The following is a 23,783-nucleotide window of genomic DNA, read 5'->3' on the forward strand; positions in this document are numbered from 1 at the left end:
GGCGCCAGGACATAGAAGCCCTTAACGTGCACCAGATACTCGGTTGCTGGGCCAACATTTATTTTCGGGAGTGGGATGGTCGCGACCAAGTCGCGACGCAGGCCGCGGCGACCAAGCCCGGCCGCCCCGAAGCACGCCACACCATAACGCAGGCGGTCCTCGAGAAGACGAGCGATTGGGGCGAATATTACGCGGTCAGAAAGCCCACGGACATCAGGAACGGCGAGAAAGTGCTCGTCCATGTCACAACCAACCATCCTGTTCCGGATGCGTGGCCCTCATTCCTTCGCTTTCGTGCAAACGGGCACGCCTATTCGAATGATACCGGCGCCGGCCTGACCAGGAGATGGTGCCTCGAGCAGGGTTTTGTGCAAGGGAACGGCTATCGCAAGATAGCGATCTAGCGCGGGGGCGTACCGATCACAGGCTCAACCGACGTCGCCTAGCAGATCGCCCATAGCGTTGTTCGCGGTCGGCACCCAGGCCGTCAGTCGGTCGGCGATCGCACAAAAGCATCGGGTGAAAGCGACCTGGCCTCGATGAATGTCGACCGAATGGTCGGGCTCGCCAGTGTGCACGATCGAACTGCGAGCATAGTAGATAGCTTCGACGCTGTCCTGATAACTCGCAAGGCCAGGCACGCCCTTCATGCAGATACCGATCCGGCGTCGCAGCCGCTCCGCGATTGCGGGGGCATATTGATCCGTGAGCAGCGTTTCGAAAGCGACCGCGAGCGCAACGATGGCCTCGGCCTCATTTGCGCGGGCGCTGAAAGACTGTCGAAACCAGTCCAAGGCGGTGAGCAGGCGCCGATAGAGGCGGTTCTCAGGTTTTGAGCGAGTGGCCAGGTTGACGTGACGGAAGTAGCCCCGCTCGACCGTGTTCAGGGCTTGCGTCACCCTGGGTGCAAGCCTCTTCATCCGCGCCGTTGCAAGAGCGCTAGTGGAAAGCGTCGCGGCTACGTCGGAGAGCTTCGCCAATTCCAACTGCGAGACGTTCATTGGCACGCGGCGGGTCGACATAGGGCGTCCGCGGATCGCTTCGCCAATCAGATAGTGGGCAATGTCGAGCGTTTCGAAATTGTTGACGAAAGACGAGTTGCGATGCCGGTCGAGCGGCCCGACCGTTTCCTGCGACAGACAATGCAGCATCAGAAGATGCGCCGCCGCCACCCGGATCTTGAGCGAATAAACGAACTGGTTCTCGTACATGTCGCCGGTGAACGACGTGATCCGGACCAGCATGAGGGGGTTTTTTCCGAACCATTTCGCCGTGTAGGCAAAGTGGCGAAAATCCGATTTGTCGATGCGCTGTTTCACGCCCAGGCCCCGGGCCATCCGTTCAACGCTGGCAACGGCCGCATCGAACGAATTGCTTTGGGTGCTGACCGCGAAGCCAGCCTTCCTGAAAATCGCCTCGGAACGGAGCTTGCTGTCTTTCGCGAAAATCCGCGGCATCTCCATGCCGAACCCGGTCAGTGGGTAGAGGACGAAACCGGGGCGGTCAGCGCCGGCGGCCGCGAGCGCCGCGATGACGCGCACCGGCACATTCCCGCCACCATCTTTCGTAGTGTGAAGGATGTAGTCGTCGAGCAGGGAGCGACCGATATAGAATTCGTTCGACCAGAGGGTGCGCGCGATCGCCGCACGGAGCTGCAGGATATGATGCTCGATTGCCTGACGATCCTTGGCAGTCAGCTTCGTCTCATCCGTGACCAAGTCGTCGATGCTGTCAAACTGGGTCAACAGGTTATGCTTCCCCTTCAGGTAGTCGTCAGACTGTGTGAGCTTCTTGCCGAGGGTCACCGTCAGGCCGCCGAGCGTGGAAGTCATTCGCCCGCCTCGGTCTCACGGGAGGCCTGCCACTCGCGTGCGGCCACCTCGATGTCGAAGTTGGGAATCGACAAACCGACGATCGTGTTGATGAAAGTTTTCGCCTCGGCGATGACGGCTTCGGCCTCATCGGGATTGCTGAACGCCCCTTGATGGACCACGGCATTGCGGACCGTGTTGATCTTCTCGGCCGACGCCTTGAGCGCTTTCCCGATGGGACTCTTGTCCGGCGTCGCAAAATAAATCGGGACGAACAATCGGGTTACCTTTAGTGGAAGGCCGTTCGCCCAGCGCAGAAACATATCGATGATCGTATCGTCGAACTCGGTCTTGCGAGCCCATTCAGCCCGAATCGCATAGTTCGCCGCGATCTCTGCCGCGGTCGCGCATCGGACTATCGCTGCGGATGGCTCCTCGCGAAGGTGCAAGCCGGACAGTTTGGTCCATTGTGACTGCAATTTCTCGAGGTCGGTGCGCTCATTGTAGGGTTTCGATGATTTCTTGCGCTGCGCGTTGCCGTTCGACTTTCCCATTGCCCCCTCGATCTCGCCCTCAGTCTGATAAGGGCAACGTCTTCATTATCTTTTCTTTGTCTAACGTATAGCGTGCGATGGGCCGGCGTGAAGATCCGGGGTGCGCTCGCCCAAACGGGGGAAACCAATGACCGCAGTCACGGCTGCCAAGGTCTATTACATCAAGCTGGGTCGGGGCGGCGATTGGGAAGCTGAGAGCATTCGCGACGGCGTGCTTCGCTTCGGCTACCGCGAGGCGCCGCACGACCTGTGCGTCGCGGGCGACTGGGCGGGTGTGTGGGACGCCATGAAGACGCGCCGAGGGGACGCCGGTGCCGCGACCCGCGACGTGAAGCAGATCCGGGCGTTCTATGAGAGCGGCGAAGACACCATCTTCATCACCTTTGTCGGCGGCATGCTCTATTGGTGCCGACCGACGGGCAAGATCGAGATCCTGGCGGACAGCAGCCACCGCCGCTCAACCCTCCACGGGTGGCACAACGCGTCGATTGGCGGGAGCTTGTTGACCGCCGATAGACTGTCGGGGCGACTGCTCAAGGTGCAGATGTTTCGCGGGACGATTTGCGACGTCGGTGCGGCCGACTATCTACTGCGCAGGCTGAGCGACGAGTTGTCGCCGGAAGTCGCGGCTGCCGAAGAGGCCGAACGCGCCCTCACCACCGCTATCATACCGCTGATGCGCCTACTGACGTGGCAAGATTTTGAATTGCTGGTCGATCTCGTCTTCTCGAGCAGCGGGTGGCGCCGGCTCAGCCAGGTCGGCCGAACCCAGAAGACGATAGATCTCGAACTGCTGCTTCCGAGCACCGCCGAACGGGCCTTCGTGCAGGTGAAATCGCAAGCCACGCGCGCGTCGCTCGACGATTATGCCGGCCGGCTTGCCGAGGCAGAAGCCTATGACCGCATGTTCTTCGTCTGGCACACCGGCAACATTCCGGAAAATGAAGGGCCGGAAGGCGTGATTCTGCTCGGACCACAGCGGCTCGCGCGGATGGTCCTAGACGCTGGATTGTCGTCATGGCTGAGGGAGAAGGTTTCATGATGAGGCCCCGCATCTGGGCGCAGCAACTGCCTCGGGCGGCCCGGAGGGGTTGAACGTGGACGGCGAGCCTCATCCCGAGGAGTTGGATGACGAGCCCAGATACCGCCCACTGGCGGATATCGGTCACGCCGAGCTCCATGAAGCCCTGATGACCCTCGCGGGGTTTGGCGAGAACCCGTTTCTGGCCATGCAGGCAAGCCAGCTTTGCCTGGTCGATAATATGCTCAACCGGATCGAGCAGGAGATCTTGGAACGCCAGCTCGATGATGAGCCACCACGCGGCCGGATCGCGCAGCTCTCCGCCCTAACGCCTATGTGGATCTATGCCGCCTATGAACTGCTGCGCACTTGGCGTCAGCGATGCGAGGAGGTCATCAAGCTCGCTGAGAATGGCGGGATCAACCTGAAGGCCACGAACCTCGAACGGGAATTGGGCTACCGGCACTACGACCGGGAGCTGCGCGCCCAGCAGCTCCGCGACGCGCTGGAGCGACCCGAACTTGTCGATCAGATGCGGGTCGATCTGCGGCGGACGGAAATGGGGTTCACCAGGCTGGAATTTCTGCGCGTCGCGCTGGCCAAACATGAGGTGAGCAAGAAGGGGAGCAAAAAGCCGATCGCGTTCGCGCCCGGGCTGGCGACCGTCGACCGGCATTGCGGCGCGATGCAATATGAGCTGAGCAACGGCGGCTCCATCATTGGCTATATTTCGCGCCGGGATGTGGCTGAGACCATCCGCTACATTCCCGAGCTGGAGAACCCAAGTGATGAGGATCTCGCAGGGTTCAGGGCATATATGAACCCGCCAGACGTCGAGCCGCCGGGTGAATGAGATCGAGAGCGTCGTCTTTGCGGCCTCAAAGCAGCGATGCCTGCGCGGCGATCGGCGGATAGACTTGCTGTGGTATCAGGCTGCCCTTCGGCAATAAACCAAGCACGTTCTCGGCAGGCACTGAGGGATCCAGCCAGTCGGCCCAGCGATCACGCGGAAGCGGGACGATCTGCCGGGAATGGTAGGGAGCGATGTCGTCGCCAGGATCCATCGTCAGCATCGTGAATGCTTCCCCGATTTCTGGGTGCGACCGCCAGATGCCGGCGATGCAGAACCACGCATGATCTTTCAATGTGAACAGCCATTTAGTCTTGCGCTTCTGACCGGGATCGGTCGGCGCCGTAAATTCGTAGAAGCCATCGGCCAGGATGAGGCAGCGATGCGAGGTGAATGTGCGGCCTTCCGAACGGAAATTATATACCGGTCGCCCGTTCTGGCCCGGCCAGCTCCATCGCCGATTGATCACCTCGCCCGATCCTCTGCCCTCGCCGCTGCGCACGATGGGCGCGACATCGCTGATGTTGATGTCCGCGCGGGCAGCCACGTTGGGCGTGCCTTCGGGCATTTTGATCCTGATCTTGAGGTCCTCGAAGTCCTCGACAATCGAGGCTATGTCGACCTCGAGGCGATAGTCATTGCACATCGGTCATCCGTTCGGCTCGCCCTTGCGACTCAAGTTCGTTCCATATATGTTCTATTCATGGCTACGCCAACAGCCTTCGACTCCGAGGCTCCACTCGAGAAGCTCTTGCCCATCATCCGGCGAAATCCGGACGATATGCAAGAAGTGGAAATGGTCGAAGCGAGGTGGGGCTCCAATCCCCGCTTTAGCGACGGCACCTCGTATCGGTTCGTGCGATCGGAGGGGAAGACCTTTCCCAACCACCGTTGCCTCGTGCCGGCGTCCGAATTTCACATGACCGTGGGCGACAAGCAATATCGAGTGAAGCTCGACGACGGCAACTTCTTCTACCTGGCGGCGGTCTTGGAGCCGGCGATGGCCGAGTGGCCGTTGTCGTTCCGGGTCATCACGGTCGCCGCCAATCCAGAGATCAGCCGGTATCAGGATCGCCATGGCGCGATCATCCTGCGCCGACAGCGGATGCAGTGGCTCGATCACACGATCCCGGAAATCGAGCTACTGGAAACGCCGCCGGCGCGGACCTTCGTCGTCGAAGAGATCACCAGCGGCCCGCGGCAAAAGGCACTCGCGCTCTAGTTGGGAACGACGATCGCCATCGCGGAGAGCTGACTAACCAAGGCCGCCCTGGTTATAGGGACGTCGAAGCGCCATTCGAGCAAACGCGTGCCGTGACGCGCGAGCAACATCCGCTTCTTCGCGTCCCGCGCGCAGGTAAGCTCGAAGCCTTCCTGTCCGCCAAAGAGCGCGATCGGCTCGTAGTGCTGCTGCCCCTGATACTCGATCGCGAGCCGCAGCTCCGGTACATGGATGTCGATGGACTGCATGCCGAGGAACGCCGGCCGCCATTGGTGGACCGCTGAGGGCCAAATCGAGCGGACCAGGTCAAAAAGCGTAACCTCTGAAACCCAGCCACGCCCAATCTCAGGGATGGAACGCTCCCGGCGGAACGCTTCCTCGGCCGCCACAAAGGCGCTCGCAAAAAACTCCGACGCGCCAGTATCGGCGACGCCAATATTCCTCGAAAAGATCCGGCCGCGCCGCCCGCTCGGGTTTGAGAACTGACCCATGTGGCGCCGGTATGTCGCCCAATCGGCAGCGGATGGGAGCGGCGGGATCATCGACGATCCAAAATCCGGCCGCAACCGGGTCATCTCCTCAAGGACCGGCGGCTCTAGGGCGAACTGAGCGTCGAGATGGTCGAGGAAAGCATCGAATTCCTCGAGCAATCGCCCAGCGATCAGCGAGTTCACTACGTGCTTGCGGGCAAGAACGCGGATATCCTGAGCCTGCAGCGGCGTCTTCGTAAGAAACCGAAGGTAGATGACCTCGTCGAACATCGGCTCGCGGTCGCGGCCGGGAATAGCCTCCACCAAGACGAGGGCTTCGTCGAGGCAATCAGCCTCAGTAAGCTCGAGCACACGCTGCCAGTGGGGATCTGGGTCCCATGGTCCGCCGGTCAGGTCGGGCAGGTCTTCGGGAAGGCCCTCGCCGTCGACGCCCCGCCATTGGTCGCCAAGCAGGCGGGCCTGAAAGCCGTAACCCCTTGCCCTTTCATTGTCGTTCCAGATGCGCGCGATCGGCAACATCGGGTCGAGCGGATTGGACGTCCAAGATTGACCCTGCGGGATTCCGTCGGGCCGCATGACATAGCCGATATCGAAGCCGGCGGCGGGATAGTCACCCATGGCGAGGTCACCTATCGATTCCACAATGCGCTCGAACAACCGGACCTGATCCATGCGCACTCCGATCGAGACGAGCACGCGCCCACGCGTCGAGGTTTGGCGCGACACGGCCGGCGCATAGGTGGCCAGCTCGACGGCGCGCTGCCGGCGGATACCCGGTCCCTCCAGGAAGTGGATCCGGTGCGTGAGCTCCTCGGGGAAATCGGGATAGGTCAACGGAACAGGCGCGACAGCCTTGGAAGGTCGCTTCTTCGGCGGGGCTTCCGGGCCATATTCCGCGAGCAACTCACCGCAGAGCGCCGATAGCCTTGTAAAATGCGTCGCTGCGGCCGAACCCGGCTCGCGCTTCCCGGCAAGCGTCCCATAGAGTTTCCGCCACTTGGCGAGATCCTTTCGGTAGAGCTCGCGAAAGGTCCGATTGCGCAACGTGTCCTCATACAGCTTGGCCGCCGCACGAAACTCCGCGAGTCCGACGTCTCCCGTTTCAGGCGGAGGAGGCTTGAGGATCATGGTGTCACTCGTCAGCCGAACGACGGCGAGCCATCCGCCCAGCCGGACGCCTGCCACAGGATATTGAGCTGGTCGCGCAGCTGAGGCTGCATGGCGGCGGAAAGATCGTCTGCCCGCAACTCGGGCAGGAACAGCTCCGGCTTTCGTATCGTCCTGCCGCCCCCGCGGGACCGCGTGAGCTCAACATCCTCAACGCCACGAAAGGCGATGGAAACGAGACCTGGTCCGGTTAGCCCGATCGCCGCGAGGACGCCGGCTAGCCGTTCAACATGCGCCACGATCGATCCCTCAAGCGCGCGGCCATCAACGAGGATTTGCTCGTCCCCATCATCAACGCGGCCACCAATGGTTGCTTCATATTCGATGACACCTGGACGGACGAAACGGGTCCGCCATCTGGTTTCGGGATTGTTCTCTGTGCGGATCAGCGGCAGCCCGAAACTCCACCACTGGCGCTCATCGGAATCCGACTGGACCCTGACCTGCATGTCCGGTGGAAAACGCAATGCGGCGGCCAGCACGACCTTCGGGTCGAGGGATGGCCGATCCATCGCAACAAGAGGAACGAGGCGAAGGGTCATGCTCGGCACGGCGACGATCTCTGGGAGCCCGCCCCGCATGCGATCGGCGGCAAGCTCGCCTACCGCCTGCCTCGCGGCTTCCCACCTGGGATCGACCTGCGGCGCGGTAGGTGCCGGTGCCGCGACACGGATCCGTGACCGGCCAACCTTCTCGAAGGCGTCGATCGAGTCGATCAGAGTCGTCGACCGCGCATTGAGATCCCGGATTGCGTCCAGGGTTCCCTGCTGAAGGCCATGACTGACATCATAGCCCGTCTTCGCCCACGCCATGTTGGGATTGCGATCCATGACATGGGTGCGTTCGTAGACCAGCTCCATCAGCGAGCTATTGGCTGCGCGCAGCGCCGTAGACGCTTCCTGCAGCGCCTTATCCTCGAAATCGAACTCAGCTCCTGCCCAGGTGGAAGCGATATCATCGAGCGGATCGAGCGCCTTTCGCGGATAGGGCTCACCGAAGTTATGCTCGCGCAGGAACTGGCGCAGCCGCTCCGGGATCTGGGTCCGGAACCGCTGGAGCAATGCGATATCGTGAGGATGTGGCTGCTCCGGCGGCTGAGCCGCGCGAAGAACCTCGTCATCAAGGATCAGGCGAAGCGCGCTCTCCAGATCCTTCTGCAGTCCGAGCCGGGCCGCCTGACGATCCTCGTCGGTCGAATCTGGCGGGCAGTGAAAGAGGATCGGCCGCTTGAAATGGGTAAGGTCGAACGGGAGAGGATGCTCATCCGGGTGACCCATGGCCGTGTTCATCACGCCGATCATCCTGGCCCAGCCGCGAGACTTCAACGCCCAGCCGTGCTCGAGCAGGACATTGGGATTGGGCGAAAGCTGCCCCTTGGCCCGTTTGGCGACATGGGTGAGGTCGGAGAGGAAGGCGACAGCACGGTCGATCTTGCCGAAGATAGTATCGGCGAGCGGCGGCATACCTGATATCCCGACCGTGTCACGGTCGGCTTGCACGTTGCGATCGGCAGGATCGACGTCCGCGTCCGCATTCACTGCGCGGATGGCGCGATCCAATGCATGCTGGATGAAGCCGCGGCCAATTCGATTATCGGTGTCGCTCTGCCAGGAGTAGAAGATATGGTGCGGCATTCAGGTGGCGATTCTCGCTATTTGCTCAGGGAACCCTAGCTAACACGCCTTCATCGTTCGGGCAGCAGTTACGGGACAGGCCCCTCCTTCAGCCAAGTAATTGTCAGCAATGACACTTTACCCAGCGTTTTCGGGTAAAGTGTCACGGATGGCACTGGGGATCACAGGCTCAATGGTCGCGATAGCATTAGCTGCGTCTTGAGGTTGCCGCCGGGCCTTCGATGCAGATCGATAATGTGGCCACTGCGCGGCTCGAATGTCATCAGTTCGGCAACCGTCTCGTAAGATGTGTTCGGCCCGAAATATCGCGTGGTTCCATGCCACTTCTGCCCCTCGATCAGCCGCATCAGGAAAGTGCCGGTCGGAGCGGGGACGGTGATGCGATCATTGCGCGCCACATAGAGTGAGAAGATATGCCGGTTGGTCGCTGGGTCGAATAGCTGCACGACAGCGTTTGCTTCGCTGGCCTCTACCGTCAGCCTGCTTTCAATATCGGCGCGTCGGATGGTTCTCGCCACCGTCACCGACCCCGTTTCGGGAAACCTCACCGCCGTGTCGAAGTCGGGCAGCCATCCTTCGCGCTTTATTTCACCGTACATTGGGATCAGGATCGACAGGGCCATGAGCAGGAAGAGCCACTTCTGCCATGGGTGCGGCACGACGCGCGGACCGGAGCGATACCGACCGTCGAACCAGAGTCCGTGGTGCTCCACCCGCCCGTTCCTGTCGATCCAGGACGCACTGCCCAGCCGCGCTGCCTCGCGCTCAGCGCGCCGACGATCGCGCATATAGTCCCGATCATCGAGTCCCATTGAAGCGCCCCTCGAGTGGCCATGTGCGCACAGGCATTGGCAAGCGCGTCACAGCGGGCGCTGCCTTCAGCGCGGCGTCCCGCAAATGCCCTACCGCGGCCTGCGCGGTAGCCATCGTCGCGCGGTCTGACGCAGGAATGCGGATCGTCTGATACCCCGCCTGGGTCGTCAGCGCCTCACGCTGCCGATTTTCGTCAGGTTCGGCGAAGCGCTCGTCCATCTCTATCAAAGCGACGATCGAACTCGAGGTGGGATCGACAACGACGAAGTCGACAATCCTCCAAAGGAATGCGCCGCCATCCGTCCCGCGCTGCCACGGGCCCAGGCGACCACCCGGCGCGAGAAGCGCACCCATCGAGACTTGGGCATGGATCCGATACATCGGCAGGACCCGCTCGAGAGCGGAGAGCATCGCGTGCTTCCGGTTTGTCAGAAAGGGCTTCGCTACCGGCGCCGGCACCGGCACCGGTAAAGGCCTATCCCTCATGCCTTGGCGGATGCGTGGCGCGATCCATATCGCCAAACAGAGCACGATCAGCGCGCCCATGGCGAGCAATAGGTTGCCGATCGGTTGTTGGCCGAGCCGGCCGAAATACTCTGACATTGAACCTCTCCCGGTTAGGGCACGAGGCTCGCGCCCCATGCCGGAGCGCCTTTCAATTCCAGCCGTCGCGACGGCCCTCGTTGCTGTCTTTGAGGCTACGGCCGTCGATCGCTGAGCGGCGAATCTCGAGCTCAACCTGGTCGCCCTTGCGACGGGTGCGGAAATCGGCGTCGTTGAGGCCGTTGCGCCGTGCATAATCCTCGGCCGCTTTTTCGCTGCCGAACTTGCCGCCCTCGTCAAAATCCCATGCCATGTTTCGTCTCCTTGGTTGGACCGGCACCGCGCCGGCGGTTCACTCTCACAAATCGAGGCCCAGGCTGCGTTCGGGCAGCGGTGGAAGAAGGTCGCCCTTGTCGGGTTTGAGGTCGGGCGGCGCCTTGAGGTCACTCGCCTTGGTCGCTGCGGCCGCCGGCGCGATCGGTCCGTCCGGAACCGGTGGCAGGTCAGCGAGCATATCGGGGTGATCGGCAAAGTTGATGCCGTCGATCGGACCTGGATCGAACTTCACCGGCGGCGGCGATCCCTTTTTGCCGTCAATGTCGAGGCGGCCGACCGTCTCGAGGGCTGAGGTCTTGTTGCCGGGGTTCAGATCGAGCTGGCGCTCCAGCTTTTCCCGGTTGTCCACCACCATCGTCAGCTCGTCGCGGACGCGGGTCACGCCGACATTGAACAGGCGCTGGTTGGACAGATTGCGCTCATGACTGTCCATGACCGTGATGGCTTTGTCGGTCGTGATGCCCTGCGCCATGTGCATGTTGAGCGCGTAGGCAAGGTCGAGACGCGACAGCATCGGATCGCCCAGATCCAGGGTCAGCCGCTGCTGCCCGGCGGTCTCGACGGTCACGCCATTGGCATCGACCGTCAGCACGCGCGCCAAGGCGGCGTTGTGGAGGTCGCGGGGCTTGTCGTTGGCGGTCCAGCGGACGCGGTCGCCCTCCCGGACATGGAGGTCTTTCTTATGGGTGAGCTCGAGTCTGTCGCGTTTTTCGGTGGGCGATAGCTTCTGCGGATCGAAGCGGATCTTCCGGCGGCCGTCGCTGAGCTCGACTTTGCCGTTCGGCATTACGCGCGTGACGTCGTACCGCCCCTTCTCGAGGCCGATGTCCTGCGCGCCGCCGCGGCCGACATCGAGCGTCTGGCCGGGCTGGTAAGTCGACGCGTAGCGCAGCTCCTCGCGAGTCAGATTGACGCGCTCATAGACGGTGAGGTGGATCCCCTCCCCTCGCACAGTCCCCTCTGCCGCCAAGCCGTCCTGGATGCGTTGATTGATGATCGCGCGAGATTCCCGGCCGGACGCGAAGACCGCAGTCGCCTCGCGGTCACCTCCCGGCAAAGCGAGCCACATATCGGCGGCTGTTTCTGGCGCGCTGGCACTCTCATGGACGTTGTCGCCCAGCACTTTCATCGCCTCGCCTGCCTTGCCGACATTGGCGAGAGCCGCGACGGTCCGCAGCATATCGGTACGCTGGCGGATATTCTCGTCCATCCGCGCCATGGTCCCGCCGGCCGCTTGGATCATCGCAAAGGATTTGCCGGCGTCGATCGAGGAGAGCTGCTGGCGATCGCCGACCAGCACGAGTTTATCGACGCCGAGCGCCTCGGTAATCCGGTGCAGCTTGAGCATATCGTCGCTCGAGACCATCGACGTTTCATCGACCACAAGCATGGCCCCTGCGAACTTCGCCTGCGCAGCCTCGAACCTCGGCGTGTCGCGCTCGGTCACGAACCGCTCGTTGGCGAGCACGAAGGAAGCGATCGTCTGGCTCTTGATGCCGGCGCCTTCCGAAAGGTCGGCCACCATCTTGTTCTGGAATGCGAGGCCGAGGATTTGTCCCCCTTCGCTTGCCGCGACGCGCGCGACGGCCTGCAACATGGTAGACTTGCCCGCGCCGGCGACGCCCTGGACGGTGACCGTGCGATCGTCTGACGACAGGATCAGCGTGGCTGCCGCCAGTTGGCCTGCATTGAGCGGGCGGTCAGCGGCCGCCTGTAGCCGTGTGGGCGCATCGGCGGCCGGTACGATCGGTGCGGCCCTTCCTGCCCCTACTTCGACTGCCTTCAGGATGCTCTCTTCAGTGCGTAGCGCTTCCTGGGTGGTGACCATGCTCACGCCTTTGTCGCCGGCACGGGCGACGCCGGGGATAAGCTGTCGGTTCTCGACCAACTGGCCGATGCGCTGTTCGACCGTGTCGATCGTCACGCCCTTCAATCCGAGATCGAGCGCGGTCTTCGCCAGGAGGTGGACGTTGAACGCCGCCTCGCGTTCGGAAAGGATCCGGACGGCGGAGGCGACGGCGAGCTGCGAGCGGGCGGTCGCGGGGGATTGGGTGACGCGTGCAAGGCCTGAATCAACCAGCGGATCGTGCGGGCGAAGGAAACCACCGACCAGGTCGCGCGCGCCGGCTATTGCCTCGCCGACCGCGCGGAACCCGCGATCGAGCCGGCTGTCGACGGCGCTCAGACCTGAGCGTGCCTCGGCCGACGCGAGCAGGCCCCTGCCGTCGAAGCCGAGCGCCGCAGCCTTGTCGATCCAGCCTTTCAGCAGGCCGTCGCGGTCATCGACATTGAGCTTGGGATCACGGGTGTTGGTGGTGATCCCGTCACGGCCCTTGGCCGAGACGATGCCGAGTTCCGCCGCCTTTTCCAGGATCGCCTCGCGGCGCTGGCTGAAGGCGTCGATCACCGCCTTGGGCACGCCCGCTATCTCGAACGTGCCGTGCTTACCCTTGAGCTCTACGCTGTAGCCAAGCTTCTCGAGGCCGGCCCTCAGATAGGCGTGGTAGACGGCGCCGATCGTCGTGTTGCTGCTCCAGATCTTGTCGGCGTGGAGCGCCTGCCATTTGCCGTCTGGCATCTGCGTCAGATTGGCGACGACGGCATGGACATGGGCCTGCGGGTCGAGCGCGCGGCTCGTGTCGTGCTGGAACAGCGCATAGACCAGATTGCCGGTCTGGACCGGGACCTTGCGGCCCTCCACATCCTTGCGACCTTCAGCGAGATTCTTCTCGACCCAGGCCATGGTCTTCTGAACGGCAGCCATGTTGGCCGAGAGCACGCGTTTGTCGCCGGCGACATAGGCCATGAGTGACACCGACTTAGGCGCCGAGAAGGTGAGATCGACGCCGTTGCGGCGGTTTTCCACTTGGGCGACGCCCTCGCCTGACGGCAGCGTCCCGCCCAGGATTTCCTCGAAGGCCTGTTTCGAAACCTCGCCTTCGAGGCCGAGAGCCCCGGCCCCTTCCCCGCCCCAAGCGCTCTGCTCGGCCGAGCCGTCGGCGGTGTAGTAATTGTCCTTGAAGTCGTCCTTCGCGAAATAGTTCGCCGCACCCGAGGCGGAGCGGACCGAGGCGACCGAGAGCACGCCCTAGATCCCCATGTCCATGCCATCGGAATCCCGTCCGCTGGCAAAGCCTTCCCTCAGCTCGACCAGGGTTTGATCCTCGACCTGCGTCCCGCGCGGTTGCGCGTCGCGACCGTCGCGGCGCTCCTCGCTGGTGCGGGTGCCGGCGGTCTGGTCCTCGGGCTTGTCGCGCGCCGCCTGCGCCTTGTCGGCCGCATGGATTGCAGGCGCCGTCTGCTCGTTCCGATCGTCGCTGCGCTGCGCCGCGCGCATCGTTTCGGCATTCTCCTCCTCGGTCGGGGTGCTGAGGATCCGCGCTGCCATCTCCTTTGCGAGATTGGTCGCCTCGACGACCTCCTCGACGATCTGGACGGCGCCATCACGCCCGCCCGCCTCGCCTCCCGCGCCGTCCTCTTCGGCGAACACTTCCTCTCCGCGCCTCGACCGCACCGGGCTCATGGTGGGCCGCGCGATGAAGCCCTGGGCGACCTGGGGATAGTCTTGCCATTCGAGCAGAATGCGGGCCGCCGGAAAGCCGTCGGGGAACTTCACGAAGCCATGCATCGAGGGCAGGTTGGTGATGTCGTCGGCGATGACGAGCGGTTCGACCTGCTTGCGCGGGGTCAGGGTCGAGGCGTCGCGATTGTTGTTATAACCATAGCTGTAGGCCTCATCCATCTGGCGCACCTCGCGGTTGCCGATGTAGCGCGCGCACTGCTCGGCCGTGTCGAGATCGGCGGTAGCCAGGATGAGCTTTGAGCGGGCGAGCGAGGCAAGGTTGCGAGCGCCCTGTTCGCCATAAACCTCGACCAGTTTTTCGAAGCTGTGGATGCCCAGGATCATGGCGCCGCCGAACGCGCGCGCGGTCTGGAGGCCATTCTCGATCGCGGGCAATTTGTGGAGCGCGCCGAGCTCGTCGAACATGAACCACATGCGCAAGGAGCGGGTGCGCGGCATGGTCATGAGCCGGTTGATGCACAGGTCCATCCAGAGCGTCAGGAGCGCCCGGTTCATCGCCAGATCGACATAGTTTGAGGTGATGAAGAGAATCGCGCCGGGCTGCTTGTCGCCGGTGATCCAGTCGCGGATCGAGAACTGTTCCCCTTCGTCGGGCAGGAAGCGCAGTACCTGCGCATTTGTGTTGAAGACGGCACGGATCGATTCCGCCATGCGGGCGGCTTCCGGGGCGGTCAGCGGGTCGGCGATGGTGTTAGCGAGGAAACGGTGAACGCGCTTCAGATCGGCCGTCATCAGGTTTTCGCTGAGCGCCAGATTGGTGGTCTGGCCGCGCTCCTGGAGGCGGACGCACATTTCGATGAACAGCGTGCGCGCCGCCAGCGCCCAGAAGGGCTCCGAGGATCCACCGTCCGACGGGATCAGGGCTGCGGCGGCGGCTGTGAATTCGCTGTGCGTGCGGCAATCGTTGAAGATTGACCAGGCCGGGCAGCGTTGGTCCATCGGATTGAGGATCGTATCGCGCTCCGGATCGTAGAAGGCTTCGACATAGGCGCCGGTCAGGTCGAAGATGACGGCGTTGTCCTGACGCTCGCGCATCTGCGCCACGAGGCTGCGAAGCTCGGTAGTCTTGCCCGATCCGGTCGTGCCGATGAGCATCGTATGCGACTGCTCCATGCGGTGCGGATAGGGGACGCCGGCGAGCGAATAAGGGTGATGGATGCCGCCGGCTTTTCGCTCGGCGAAGGGCAGCCGAAGCACGGCCGAAGGGCTTAGCCGCGGGAAGAATTGACGCGCATCTTCCTCGAATTTGGCGGCGTTATGCTGGGCGATTTCGGCGAAGAGGACATCGCGCTCGACCAGCATCGCGCCGCGTTCGTGGCGTTCCTGGAGGATGGTCTTGCCGCGCCGCCGGGAGATATCGACGAACCAGATCGTGATCGGCGCGATGACGAAAACCGAGACGAGGATCGAGCCGATAAACGCGTGGACCGTGGTTGCCCACGCCTTCTGGACGGCGGGGATATAGGGCACGGCCGGCATGATCGTTTTGTAGATCTCGCCGTTCGGCAGCGTGACGTTGACGCGCTTGTTGGGATTGAGATCGACCCAGTTCCAAAGCGCCGAATAGAGCTTCATGCAGACGAGCTGGAATCCATGCTCGTCGAGGCGCAGCGAAAGGATGATGAACCAAGCGGCGAGGAAGGCGAAGAACCAGGCGATGATGGGCAGCTTCGCGCCCGAAAACCACATCAGCATCTCATGGGTGAGGAGCTGGCTGCCGCGTGTGAAATTGCCTGAGTTGCGCTGAACCCGGCCCCGCGCGGAATGATGGGTCAGCGGGATGTTCTTCCCGTTCGAGCGGATGTCCTCACGCGCCATGATATTGAACCAGGCGCTTGTCGGTTTCGGCGACGAGCCGTTCGCGAAGCTCGGGATATTGCTCGCGGATGATGATGTCCAAGGCGAGCTGCTGGAACTCGCTGATGCGGGCGAGACGGCGGTGGCTGGCGGTCAGCAGATCGGACGAGGAAAGGAAGACGTCGAGCGCCGACCGGATGATGTCGGCGACGCTGAGCTTGCGCTCCGCAGCTATGGTGCTCAGCCGATCCCACTGGGTCCGCTCGAGCCGCACATTATAGTGCCGGTAACTGGTAGCCAAGACCAACCTCCTAGCAGGGAGGCTGGTGGGGACTGAAGAAGGCCTGACTTATAGCCTAGAGGCTGGCACGCGGCAAGTTGATCGTCGAGCGCCAAACCATCGTAGTCGTCCGTACTACGGCCAAGTGGCGGATTTGCGTGGCTTTTACGCGCCGCAAGAACCGTACTACAATGTAGTCGCCTTTCCATCCGCGCTAAACCGTTGCGCAGCAACGGAAATCTTGCACCTTCAGGTGCGTAGGGTGTGCATATCCTCAGAGACCGATACCCTGTCCCTGGGCTGTCTGGCGATGTCTGCTGGGGTGCCCGTTACCGGGGCCGGCTGGGGACCGCTCCGCCTACGGGCGGAACGTGCATAGCGTCTGCTGCGAAGCAGTCAGGCTGCGCGATCGGGGACGGGCAAGCGAGCGATGCCCTCCCCCATGCGCGCCGGGACTTTGGTCCCGAAGCGCGCATCAATAGGGGCCACCGGCCCCATTGGCCAGGCGAGGATCGTAACCCGGCAGGGCGGAGACAAGGCAAACGCCTTGGCTCCGTGAGCTTTGATCCCGGCGTCCGTCCAGGACGACGGGATCTCTAGCGAATAGAGCCGTCATCGGGCGATGAGCCCGATGCGCCCCCACCTTCACCTGCTTCTTCCGGCGCGCTGTAATCGCCGTTATAGTCACGGTGTTCACAGCCCGATTAGCGTTGAACACGAGGCCCATATGGCAAAGACACTGGAACAGGAGCGTTTGGCGTTCGAAGAGGATGCGCGTCGGCTGGAAGAGCGGCGCAGAAGGCTCGAAGAAAAAGAGCGCGAGCAGGCCATTTTGACGGTCGAAAGATCAGGCTTGCTCAAGCTCGAGGCCAAACGGCTGGCGGCCCTCACCGACCGGATCAAGACCCTCGGAATCGAGGCAGTCGAGAAGCGGCTGGCAGCCTGACCCTGACCCGCCGCGCCAATGGCGCGGCACGGACATGGGGGGTTCGATGCCCCCCATGTCCGTACCTCTCCCAGCAAAAAAAAGGGAGAGGCCGGAGCCCCTCCCCTGATCCTTTAGAACTCGTCGGACATCCGGCCCGGGACCGTGTGGACCACCCGGTCGATGAGCGTCATCGGCAGCGCATTGTAGTCGCCTTCGTCGATGGCGACGTAGCGCCCGGGCGCGTCCTCGATGACGTGCTGATCGAAGAAACTGTGCAGAGCGCGACGCTCGGCGAAGGCCAGCGCGGCGAGATAGTTGGCGGTGTCGGCATGGGCGGCGGTCGTGATGATCTGCATGTTGTCCTCCTGTCGTCTTGAATGACAGGGGAAAGGTCGTCGTTGAGGGAGCCGCCGGGTCAGGGACGCCGGCACAGCCGGCGCCGCGTAGCGGCGGTGGGGGTCACGATTTTCTTCGGCGGCCACCGCCGCCGAAAGGAAGCACTGCCGCTCGCTCCGCCGAAGAAAATGGTGGGGCCCCGCCGTCCTTGACGCGGTGGCTCCCTCAACGACATGTTCGGAATTCTGTGAGAGATTTTATCCTCTGATGGGGGCGCACCGGCTGCCATTTGCGCGTGGCAACCTGAACTTAAGGTGCGACACCTACGGTAGCGCCGTGAACGAACAGGTTTCTATTGCCGCCGGCGACACCGTCGTGTGGGCGAGTGTCCATGAGGCGGTCAATGCATGGCGCGGCCGCTGCCTGAACGCGTTTTCGCGCGCCGAATATGCCGTGTCCGAGGCGCTGGACCGGTTGGCTCAGGACGCGGAGCGAGGAGCCCTGGTAAAACTCCCTCATCTGGTAGGCCAGCGCTTCGAGGCATTGGCTGCTGCGATCGCCCCGGACGGCCCGTTCGGTGACGGCGCGGCCACGGTTCTCAAGACGCTCCAGGCATTCCGTGACCATGACAGCGTGCGCGCGCCGCTTTGCCACGGCCTGGGCAAGATCAGCGTCGATCAGGCCGGTCGTTGGACTTTGGTCGTGCGGATGACGTCGTTCAAAAATCGGCGTGCGGAGCGGACCATGTTCGTCTGGGAGGAAGAAGAAGCGCGCCACCTGGCCGACCGAATTCATGCTGACGCGCAGCGCCTCCAGTCCAAGCTCGCCCTCCTATCCCCGAATAACGAACGCACTCCGGCCGGTAGCGGTTGCGGCTCGATGAGGCCCGCGCGCGGGATTGGAGATGGTGAGAAGTGACCTTCTGGTTGGTTCAACCAAGGCGCTGTGTTAGGCCCGAGAGGCGCTGCGGACGGCGGCGCCGGGACTGGTAATCCCGTCGAGTACGGCAACTCGGTGTGGTCTTCACGCCGGGGTGCCTGCGCATATGTCCAGGTGCCTCGGCACTAAAAGCGTAGGCGCATGTCTCGACGTGTTACCAGCCCCGGCTCCCGCGCCCAGCGCGCGGGAGTTGTCTGGGAAGGCGCACCAGCACTGTTGCGACATGAGCGTGCCTCCGAGTTGGCGATATGGAACATCACGAGAAGGACTCGGCCGTCACCCGGGCGGTGGCACTGGCGCTGATGCGGCAGGCTCAAAATCTGCTTCAGGACGTAAAAGAAGAAGCGAGCGTCACGCAGCTTCAACGCGCGATCGACACGCTTCTGCGGAAGCGTCCGGATCAAGCTCCCGGCGCATCTTGAAGCGCGCGCCAGGCCGGATTTTCCAGAACGCGAAAGGGCGGCAGGTTCGCACCTGCCGCCCCGTCGTTCATTTCTTTTTGCCGCCCTGTTTGAGGGCAGTGATTACAGCCGCGAGTCCAAACAGGATCTCTGCGAAATTGTGCCATTCCATCGCTTTGACTTCCAGCGATGGGGACGCGCCCCCAGATTGAAGGGGTAATACGTTGCAACGCGCTTGCTCGGTGTTTTGAGAGGCCGAACCTCTATGTTTCCATGTTTCGCTTTTGGATCTGGGTTCGCTGTTTGCTGGTTTTTCGGGTTCGCTGTTTGGATCTGAGTTTTGCTGGCTGTTTTTCGGTTTGCTGAGTTTTGCTGGTTTCGAGTTTTCGGTGTCGCTGGTTCTGATTCGCTGTCCATGGAAGGGCGTGGCCACGCCCTTATAGGGAAGATCGGGACAGGTCGGGTCGATTTCAAGGCTTGAGACAGGCGGGCAAAAAAGGGGCGCGCCAGCGTTAGCGGCGCGCCCTCCTTCGTCGGCGGGTTTGGACGGAGGCTAGGCCCATTCCAGCCGCGAAGTGTCGTCGGCATCTGCGGTCGCGAGCAGCTGATCGAGCTGGTCGAGATAGGCCGTCACGCCGTGCTCGGCGGCGCGGCGCCGGACGGCCGGATTGGCGAGCCGGGCGCGCACCGTATCGATCGGGATTTCGCCGACGCTGTCGGGGCGAAGGCCAAGGCCTTCGAGCAGTGCGAACGCATTGGCAGAGGCCAGGTCAAGCTCGAGGCCCATGTCTGATGTCAAGGCGACCGCCAAGTTGATCGTGCCGCTCTCGTCGACGCGGTAGACGCTCACCCGTCGGCAACGAAACTGCGCTTCCTCGACAACGCTGATGACGTCGGTCTGGAAGTCGAAGATAACGGTCACCGCAGCGAGCGCCAACGGGCAGACCCGCGCTTCGAAATGATAAGACAGGAACGCGTCTTCGGCCGAGTCAGGATCGAGAAGCGTGGTGCCGGTTCGCTCGCTTTCCTCGCGAAGGAACGCTCTGAAGGCAGCCAGTTGGCGGGCGTTGATGGCGGCGATCGGACGCGGCTGATCGTCGGCGGCGGTAGCTATGCGGAACGTGATGGACATCTCGTCCTCCCTCGTTGGAACCGCTCGCTCGCTCCTCCTCTTCTTTATCCGTCTCGGGGGGTCCGGGCACTTCAGCGCCCGTAGAAATCATTCTCCAGCGACCGCTCCACACTAGCGAGCATGCCGGTCGCCCAATCACCAATGACGCAGTCGGCGGTCCAGGCCTTGAGCGGCGCCTTGAAGCTGCTGAGATGCGGATTGAGCGACCCGCCCCAAGAGCTGGGATAGATGCGTTCGCGAAGGGCCTCGCGGAAACGCTTGCGGCCGCCATAGAGCTTGGCGAGCTGTTGCAAGGCAGGATGCCAGGCGAAGACTTCGCCATTTTGCTCAAGGATCGGGAAGAAGGTGAGGAGGAACCCGATTCGGGCATCCGGATCGGCCTTCACCCAATCGAGCATGAGCTTTAGCGGTACCTCGAACAGTGCGCCGGCGCCGGTACGCGTTTCGTCATAAGCGAACGGCTTGGCCGCCGAGACGATGGCATTCAGGCGCTCGCGTTCAACGCGGGTCGCGATCTCGTAGAAGCCGGCCAGGACCGGCCAGACTTCATCCGGTGCGTGCCTGACGACCATCGCCAGCCCCACGCGCAGCGCGTCCGAAGGACGGCCGTAGCGCGCGCCCGTCGTGCGGCAGGCCTGTTCGATCTGGAGGGCGACGGCGCGCGCAAAAATCTTGTCGATCGCGGCGGACGCTTCGAGCGCTTGGAACAGCCGGTCGTAATTATACTCCGAGTTCGCCGCATGGCCGTCGCTATCATCGGCGATCGAGGGCGAAAGCAAGGCGAGCTTCACCAGTTCGATCATCTCGGCCGACGGTGCCTTGTTGTCGTGCAGGAGGAGCGAGAGGATTTCGAGCGCCGCCCATCCGCCGCCGTCTTCACCTCGATCGAGCAACGCGGCAATGAACCGCTCGAGCGCGGCCATGGAGACCTGCTCGAGGCGCCTGCCATGGGAAATCACCGTGCTTTGGCGGGGCGAGACCTTGCCCTCGCGGACATCCGTGGCGAACTCGTCCAGCCGGTCGTCGGTGACCCGCAGCGACGTTGGTATATAGATCGGGTTCGCCGCGAAGATCTCGGATGCTCGCGCCATGCCGACGAGCTTTTTGACATCGTCAGGCCGTTCGGTGAGCCGCTTGTCGAGCGCTGAGAGGAGCGTCCCGACGAAGTTCACGCCTTCATGGTTGCCGCTGGCATCGAGCGCGCGGACCGCGTGCTCGAACGCAGACACCGGATCGGGCAGATGGTCGGCAAGGGCGACAGCAAAGGGGCCAGGCGTGTTCAGCTTTTGAGTGGCGAACGCCTCGATCGCGCGGAAGCGTTGGTCATCATCTCCGGCAATGCCGGGCGCGAGCGTGGCCACAATTCTGGCGGACCGATCATAATCGGGTCTCTCCTGGTCCTGTGCGTAGCGCTTGTCGGGATCGTGGAGGTCGGACATCCAGAAACGGCTATGGAGCAGGGCCTGGTCGACGGGATCTCTGGGGAGCGTCGCGTCGTAAAGGGCGCGCACCGCGCGCGAGAACTTGGTCGGCTTTTCCGTGCTGTCGAAATAGAGCCAGTCGCCGATGCTCTTCGTGGCGCGGAAATAATGGCCGGCGCCCGCGACGACCTCGCGCACGAAAGCGTCGATCGCCGGGAGAAGCTCAGGCGCGAGCAGGTTGCGCAAGTCGCCCGCGACATGCTCCTCGATCGCCGCGCGCAGTTCCGGGGCTTTGCCCCAGATTTCGCGCAGACGCTCCAGCGCCCAGTTGAAATAGGCGTACATCGTGCTCTGGTCGGGCGGCCTCCATTCGGGACGAAAGGGCTCGGCGCCGGTCTGCTCGAACTCCGCAGAGCGGGTGAGATAGGTCTGGATCATGCCGCCGAGCGCCTCGACGCCGGCGCGCCGAATGCGTGGGTCGTCTTCTTCCAGCGCCTCCTCCAGCGCCTCACGGCGATGACGATCGTCAGCCTGTGTTCCGGCCGCCGCGACCTGGAAGATCTGGCGTAAAAGACTGACGATCGGCGGCGAACCTTCGGTCTCGGCGACGGCAGCGAGGCGCAAGATCATTCGAGCGGCAGCCCAGAAGCTGTCCTCTCGGCCCGCGAGAAACCGCAGGGCGTCGATCAGCGCGTCGGTGACGGGGATCGCGGCAAGATCGTCGAGCGGCGGTCGGCCAATGGCGTCGAAAAGTGCTCTGGCGATGCGATCGGGCTCGACGCGGACGACGGCCGAAAGATAGGCCGCCGCGTCGGGATGCACGATCTTGTCGTCGGCGAGGATGCCGCGCAGGAGAATGTTGATGACCGCGCTCAACGTCGGCGACGGCCTGAGATAGCGCCACCTTGCGAGCGTCGCATCGCGGTGGTGCGGCATCGCCCGATCGAGAAAGTCGACTAGAGTCGAAGATCGCAGATACTCAAGCCGCCTTCGACCGAGGAAATCGGCGATCGGCCGGGGCTGAGCGTTCATCGCGCCATAGTTGCGACCGACCAGATGCTGCCCTGCGGCGATGACGAGATTCTCGTACATCAGCTCGCCCTTCATGTGGACGAGCGTCTCGGCGATGTCGTCGAAATCTGCCGGATTGTCGTCGGGCGAGAGCTTTTCGAAGAGCGAGAGGCATTCCAGAGCGCGGATGGTCTCGCGGTGGGCACCGGCGGCGTGAAGCATCTGCTGGGCGACATCGTCGGCCGACTTGAGGATGCTCCTCTTCCCATAGGTTTCGATCGCCAGCACGGCGATCCTGGGGAAGCCGTCGCAGAAGTCTGTAAGATAATCGAGTTCGTCGCCTTTTGCTTTGGGAAGGCCGGCCTTCAGGATGGCGCGAATGGTGGAACGATCGGCCTGGTTGGGCCGGATCATCACGCACTGATCGTCATGGTCGATGCCATCGGCGCCGAGGGTGATGATGCGAAGCTCGCTGTCGGCCGCGCGCGCGATCTCGTTGAGGCGGCGCGCCTCTTCGAGCGGGCAGCCATCGACGACGAGGACTGCGACGGAGCGCTCCTTGACGATCTGGTTGGCGACCTTCCACAGGTCGTCGCGCACCTCACGATAGTCGCAGAAGATAAAATTGGCGGCGGTCGAGCCCCCGCGCAGGCCGGTGCTGGTGCTGAGGGCGTGATAGAGCGACCGCGTCTTGCCGATACCCGAGGCGCCCCAGATGCGAGCCGATGTCCGAGGCTGGTCCAGTTCGTCCGCCAGGCGCTCGGCGAGCTGCGAGAAGTCGATCGCATCGGCGGTTTGAGGCCCCAGCGAGAACCGGCGGTCGGGGCTGTCGACGAAGGGCGGCGTCGTTATGTCGGCGCGCGTCCCCCAATGATCGAGCGTGGAGAAACCGGCGAGGTCGATCCTGGCGTTGATCTGCTTGATCCAGACCGCGACGGCGGGGTGTGTACTGGCCCAGGCGGCAAGCGCGTTGCCCTCATAGACCTTGATCGCCGCGAGCTTGTCGGGATTGCCACCGGCCAAGATGATACCCTGCCGGATCGCCTCGACGCGGTCATCGGGCTTGGGGTTCACAAGCGGCTTGGCGGTTATCCCGATATAGCTGCCGCCGCGGTCGAGCGCGCCCTGGACGGCGTCGCTCAGCGCCTTTTTCTCGATGCGCGGCGGTTGGGTCGGCTTCGTCCAGACCTCGCGCTTCCATTGTGCGTCGCCGCTGTCCTTGGCTTTGCACTGGAAGACGATGTCGCGGCCCGGGAAATAGTCGGTCGAATCCTTGCCGCCCTCCCAAAAGATGCTTCCGTCCTGGCCGCCATCGGCCACCGTGATCTGGAGAGGAACCTCGACGCCCCGCAGCGGAACGCCAGCCTTGCGGGCTTCCGCATAGAGCAGGCGGCGCAGCAGCCCGACGAGCTGGTCGCCCGTAAAGTCTTTGATTTCGTCGGGATGGATCGTGAACATCCCTCCCTCCTATCGTGACTGCTGCGCCGGCGAAACGAAAGGTTGTTCCACGACC

23 protein-coding genes are annotated in these 23,783 nt (G+C 63.0%); 8 read left to right on the forward strand and 15 right to left on the reverse strand.

Translation table 11 applies throughout. The features are described from left to right. On the forward strand, nt 1-404 hold a 404-nt coding region (locus tag ON00_RS10895; RefSeq protein WP_010405762.1), incomplete at its 5' end, for a hypothetical protein. A 24-nt stretch (nt 405-428) separates the two neighbouring features. On the opposite strand, the gene ON00_RS10900 is transcribed toward ON00_RS10895, so the two are convergent. Both ON00_RS10900 and ON00_RS10905 read right to left on the reverse strand, forming a co-directional pair. Then, a complete protein-coding gene (locus ON00_RS10900; RefSeq protein ID WP_010405763.1) occupies nt 429-1,832 on the reverse strand; it encodes a HEPN domain-containing protein in 1,404 nt (467 codons plus the stop codon). Next, the gene (locus ON00_RS10905) at nt 1,829-2,365 is read right to left on the reverse strand and encodes a hypothetical protein (RefSeq protein ID WP_010405765.1); all 537 of its coding nucleotides are present in this window, start codon (nt 2,363-2,365) and stop codon (nt 1,829-1,831) included. The genes ON00_RS10900 and ON00_RS10905 overlap by 4 nt, the downstream gene beginning before the upstream one ends. Before the next feature lie 100 nt (nt 2,366-2,465). On the opposite strand from ON00_RS10905, the gene ON00_RS10910 reads away from it, so the two are divergent. Together ON00_RS10910 and ON00_RS10915 are read left to right on the forward strand one after the other, a co-directional pair. Next, on the forward strand, nt 2,466-3,407 hold the full coding sequence (locus tag ON00_RS10910; protein ID WP_245535564.1) for a hypothetical protein: 942 nt from the start codon (nt 2,466-2,468) through the stop codon (nt 3,405-3,407). Nucleotides 3,408-3,462: 55 nt separating this feature from the next. Further along, the gene (locus ON00_RS10915; RefSeq protein WP_010405767.1) at nt 3,463-4,239 is read left to right on the forward strand and encodes a hypothetical protein; all 777 of its coding nucleotides are present in this window, start codon (nt 3,463-3,465) and stop codon (nt 4,237-4,239) included. Between the two features lie 25 nt (nt 4,240-4,264). Here the strand turns inward: ON00_RS10915 and ON00_RS10920 are convergent, their stop codons facing one another. Further along, on the reverse strand, nt 4,265-4,882 hold the full coding sequence (locus tag ON00_RS10920; protein WP_010405769.1) for an SOS response-associated peptidase: 618 nt from the start codon (nt 4,880-4,882) through the stop codon (nt 4,265-4,267). Nucleotides 4,883-4,939: 57 nt separating this feature from the next. Between ON00_RS10920 and ON00_RS10925 the strand changes: the two genes are divergently transcribed. After that, nucleotides 4,940-5,458: an SOS response-associated peptidase family protein gene (locus ON00_RS10925; protein ID WP_029622703.1), complete on the forward strand. Its 519-nt coding sequence runs from the start codon at nt 4,940-4,942 to the stop codon at nt 5,456-5,458. Here ON00_RS10925 and ON00_RS10930 read toward each other — a convergent pair. From ON00_RS10930 to ON00_RS10960, 7 genes are all read right to left on the reverse strand, one after another. After that, nucleotides 5,455-7,077, reverse strand: a complete 1,623-nt coding sequence (locus tag ON00_RS10930; protein ID WP_040601631.1) for a hypothetical protein — start codon at nt 7,075-7,077, stop codon at nt 5,455-5,457. The genes ON00_RS10925 and ON00_RS10930 overlap by 4 nt on opposite strands. 11 nt (nt 7,078-7,088) lie before the next feature. Beyond that, entirely contained in the window at nt 7,089-8,750 is a 1,662-nt protein-coding gene (locus ON00_RS19870) for a hotdog family protein (RefSeq protein ID WP_010405772.1), read from the reverse strand. 161 nt (nt 8,751-8,911) lie between these two features. Further along, nucleotides 8,912-9,562: a hypothetical protein gene (locus ON00_RS10940; protein ID WP_010405773.1), complete on the reverse strand. Its 651-nt coding sequence runs from the start codon at nt 9,560-9,562 to the stop codon at nt 8,912-8,914. Continuing rightward, nucleotides 9,549-10,166: a DUF2726 domain-containing protein gene (locus ON00_RS19875; protein ID WP_010405775.1), complete on the reverse strand. Its 618-nt coding sequence runs from the start codon at nt 10,164-10,166 to the stop codon at nt 9,549-9,551. Before ON00_RS19875 ends, ON00_RS10940 begins: the two co-directional genes overlap by 14 nt. A 52-nt stretch (nt 10,167-10,218) precedes the next feature. Next, a complete protein-coding gene (locus ON00_RS10950) occupies nt 10,219-10,419 on the reverse strand; it encodes a hypothetical protein (RefSeq protein WP_010405776.1) in 201 nt (66 codons plus the stop codon). A gap of 45 nt (nt 10,420-10,464) precedes the next feature. Continuing rightward, nucleotides 10,465-13,527: a MobF family relaxase gene (mobF, locus tag ON00_RS10955; protein WP_010405777.1), complete on the reverse strand. Its 3,063-nt coding sequence runs from the start codon at nt 13,525-13,527 to the stop codon at nt 10,465-10,467. A 3-nt stretch (nt 13,528-13,530) separates the two neighbouring features. Further along, complete coding sequence (locus tag ON00_RS10960) at nt 13,531-15,327, reverse strand: type IV secretion system DNA-binding domain-containing protein (protein WP_245535565.1); 1,797 nt, start codon at nt 15,325-15,327, stop codon at nt 13,531-13,533. On the opposite strand from ON00_RS10960, the gene ON00_RS21225 reads away from it, so the two are divergent. Continuing rightward, nucleotides 15,283-15,762, forward strand: coding sequence for a hypothetical protein (locus ON00_RS21225; RefSeq protein WP_245535566.1), 480 nt, complete (start codon nt 15,283-15,285; stop codon nt 15,760-15,762). The two genes, ON00_RS10960 and ON00_RS21225, sit on opposite strands and share 45 nt — an antisense overlap. 70 nt (nt 15,763-15,832) lie before the next feature. On the opposite strand, the gene ON00_RS10965 is transcribed toward ON00_RS21225, so the two are convergent. Then, the gene (locus ON00_RS10965; protein WP_010405779.1) at nt 15,833-16,123 is read right to left on the reverse strand and encodes a hypothetical protein; all 291 of its coding nucleotides are present in this window, start codon (nt 16,121-16,123) and stop codon (nt 15,833-15,835) included. Nucleotides 16,124-16,829: 706 nt separating this feature from the next. On the opposite strand from ON00_RS10965, the gene ON00_RS10970 reads away from it, so the two are divergent. Beyond that, a complete protein-coding gene (locus tag ON00_RS10970; protein WP_010405780.1) occupies nt 16,830-17,048 on the forward strand; it encodes a hypothetical protein in 219 nt (72 codons plus the stop codon). 113 nt (nt 17,049-17,161) lie between these two features. Here ON00_RS10970 and ON00_RS10975 read toward each other — a convergent pair whose 3' ends face one another. Continuing rightward, on the reverse strand, nt 17,162-17,386 hold the full coding sequence (locus ON00_RS10975; RefSeq protein WP_010405781.1) for a hypothetical protein: 225 nt from the start codon (nt 17,384-17,386) through the stop codon (nt 17,162-17,164). 316 nt (nt 17,387-17,702) lie between these two features. On the opposite strand from ON00_RS10975, the gene ON00_RS10980 reads away from it, so the two are divergent. Both ON00_RS10980 and ON00_RS20580 read left to right on the forward strand, forming a co-directional pair. Further along, entirely contained in the window at nt 17,703-18,284 is a 582-nt protein-coding gene (locus ON00_RS10980; RefSeq protein WP_137903285.1) for a hypothetical protein, read from the forward strand. A 269-nt stretch (nt 18,285-18,553) separates the two neighbouring features. After that, on the forward strand, nt 18,554-18,727 hold the full coding sequence (locus ON00_RS20580) for a hypothetical protein (RefSeq protein ID WP_154651314.1): 174 nt from the start codon (nt 18,554-18,556) through the stop codon (nt 18,725-18,727). 67 nt (nt 18,728-18,794) lie between these two features. Here ON00_RS20580 and ON00_RS20585 read toward each other — a convergent pair whose 3' ends face one another. From ON00_RS20585 to ON00_RS10990, 3 genes are all read right to left on the reverse strand, one after another. Then, nucleotides 18,795-19,139, reverse strand: coding sequence for a hypothetical protein (locus ON00_RS20585; RefSeq protein WP_137903286.1), 345 nt, complete (start codon nt 19,137-19,139; stop codon nt 18,795-18,797). 120 nt (nt 19,140-19,259) lie between these two features. Continuing rightward, complete coding sequence (locus tag ON00_RS10985) at nt 19,260-19,838, reverse strand: hypothetical protein (RefSeq protein ID WP_010405783.1); 579 nt, start codon at nt 19,836-19,838, stop codon at nt 19,260-19,262. Nucleotides 19,839-19,909: 71 nt separating this feature from the next. Then, nucleotides 19,910-23,728 carry a DEAD/DEAH box helicase gene (locus ON00_RS10990; RefSeq protein ID WP_010405784.1) on the reverse strand — a complete coding sequence of 1,273 codons (3,819 nt, stop codon included), beginning with the start codon at nt 23,726-23,728 and terminating at the stop codon, nt 19,910-19,912. Nucleotides 23,729-23,783: the final 55 nt, after the last annotated feature.

It is taken from the genome of Sphingomonas echinoides ATCC 14820, assembly GCF_000241465.1.
GTDB classification, from domain to species: domain Bacteria; phylum Pseudomonadota; class Alphaproteobacteria; order Sphingomonadales; family Sphingomonadaceae; genus Sphingomonas; species Sphingomonas echinoides.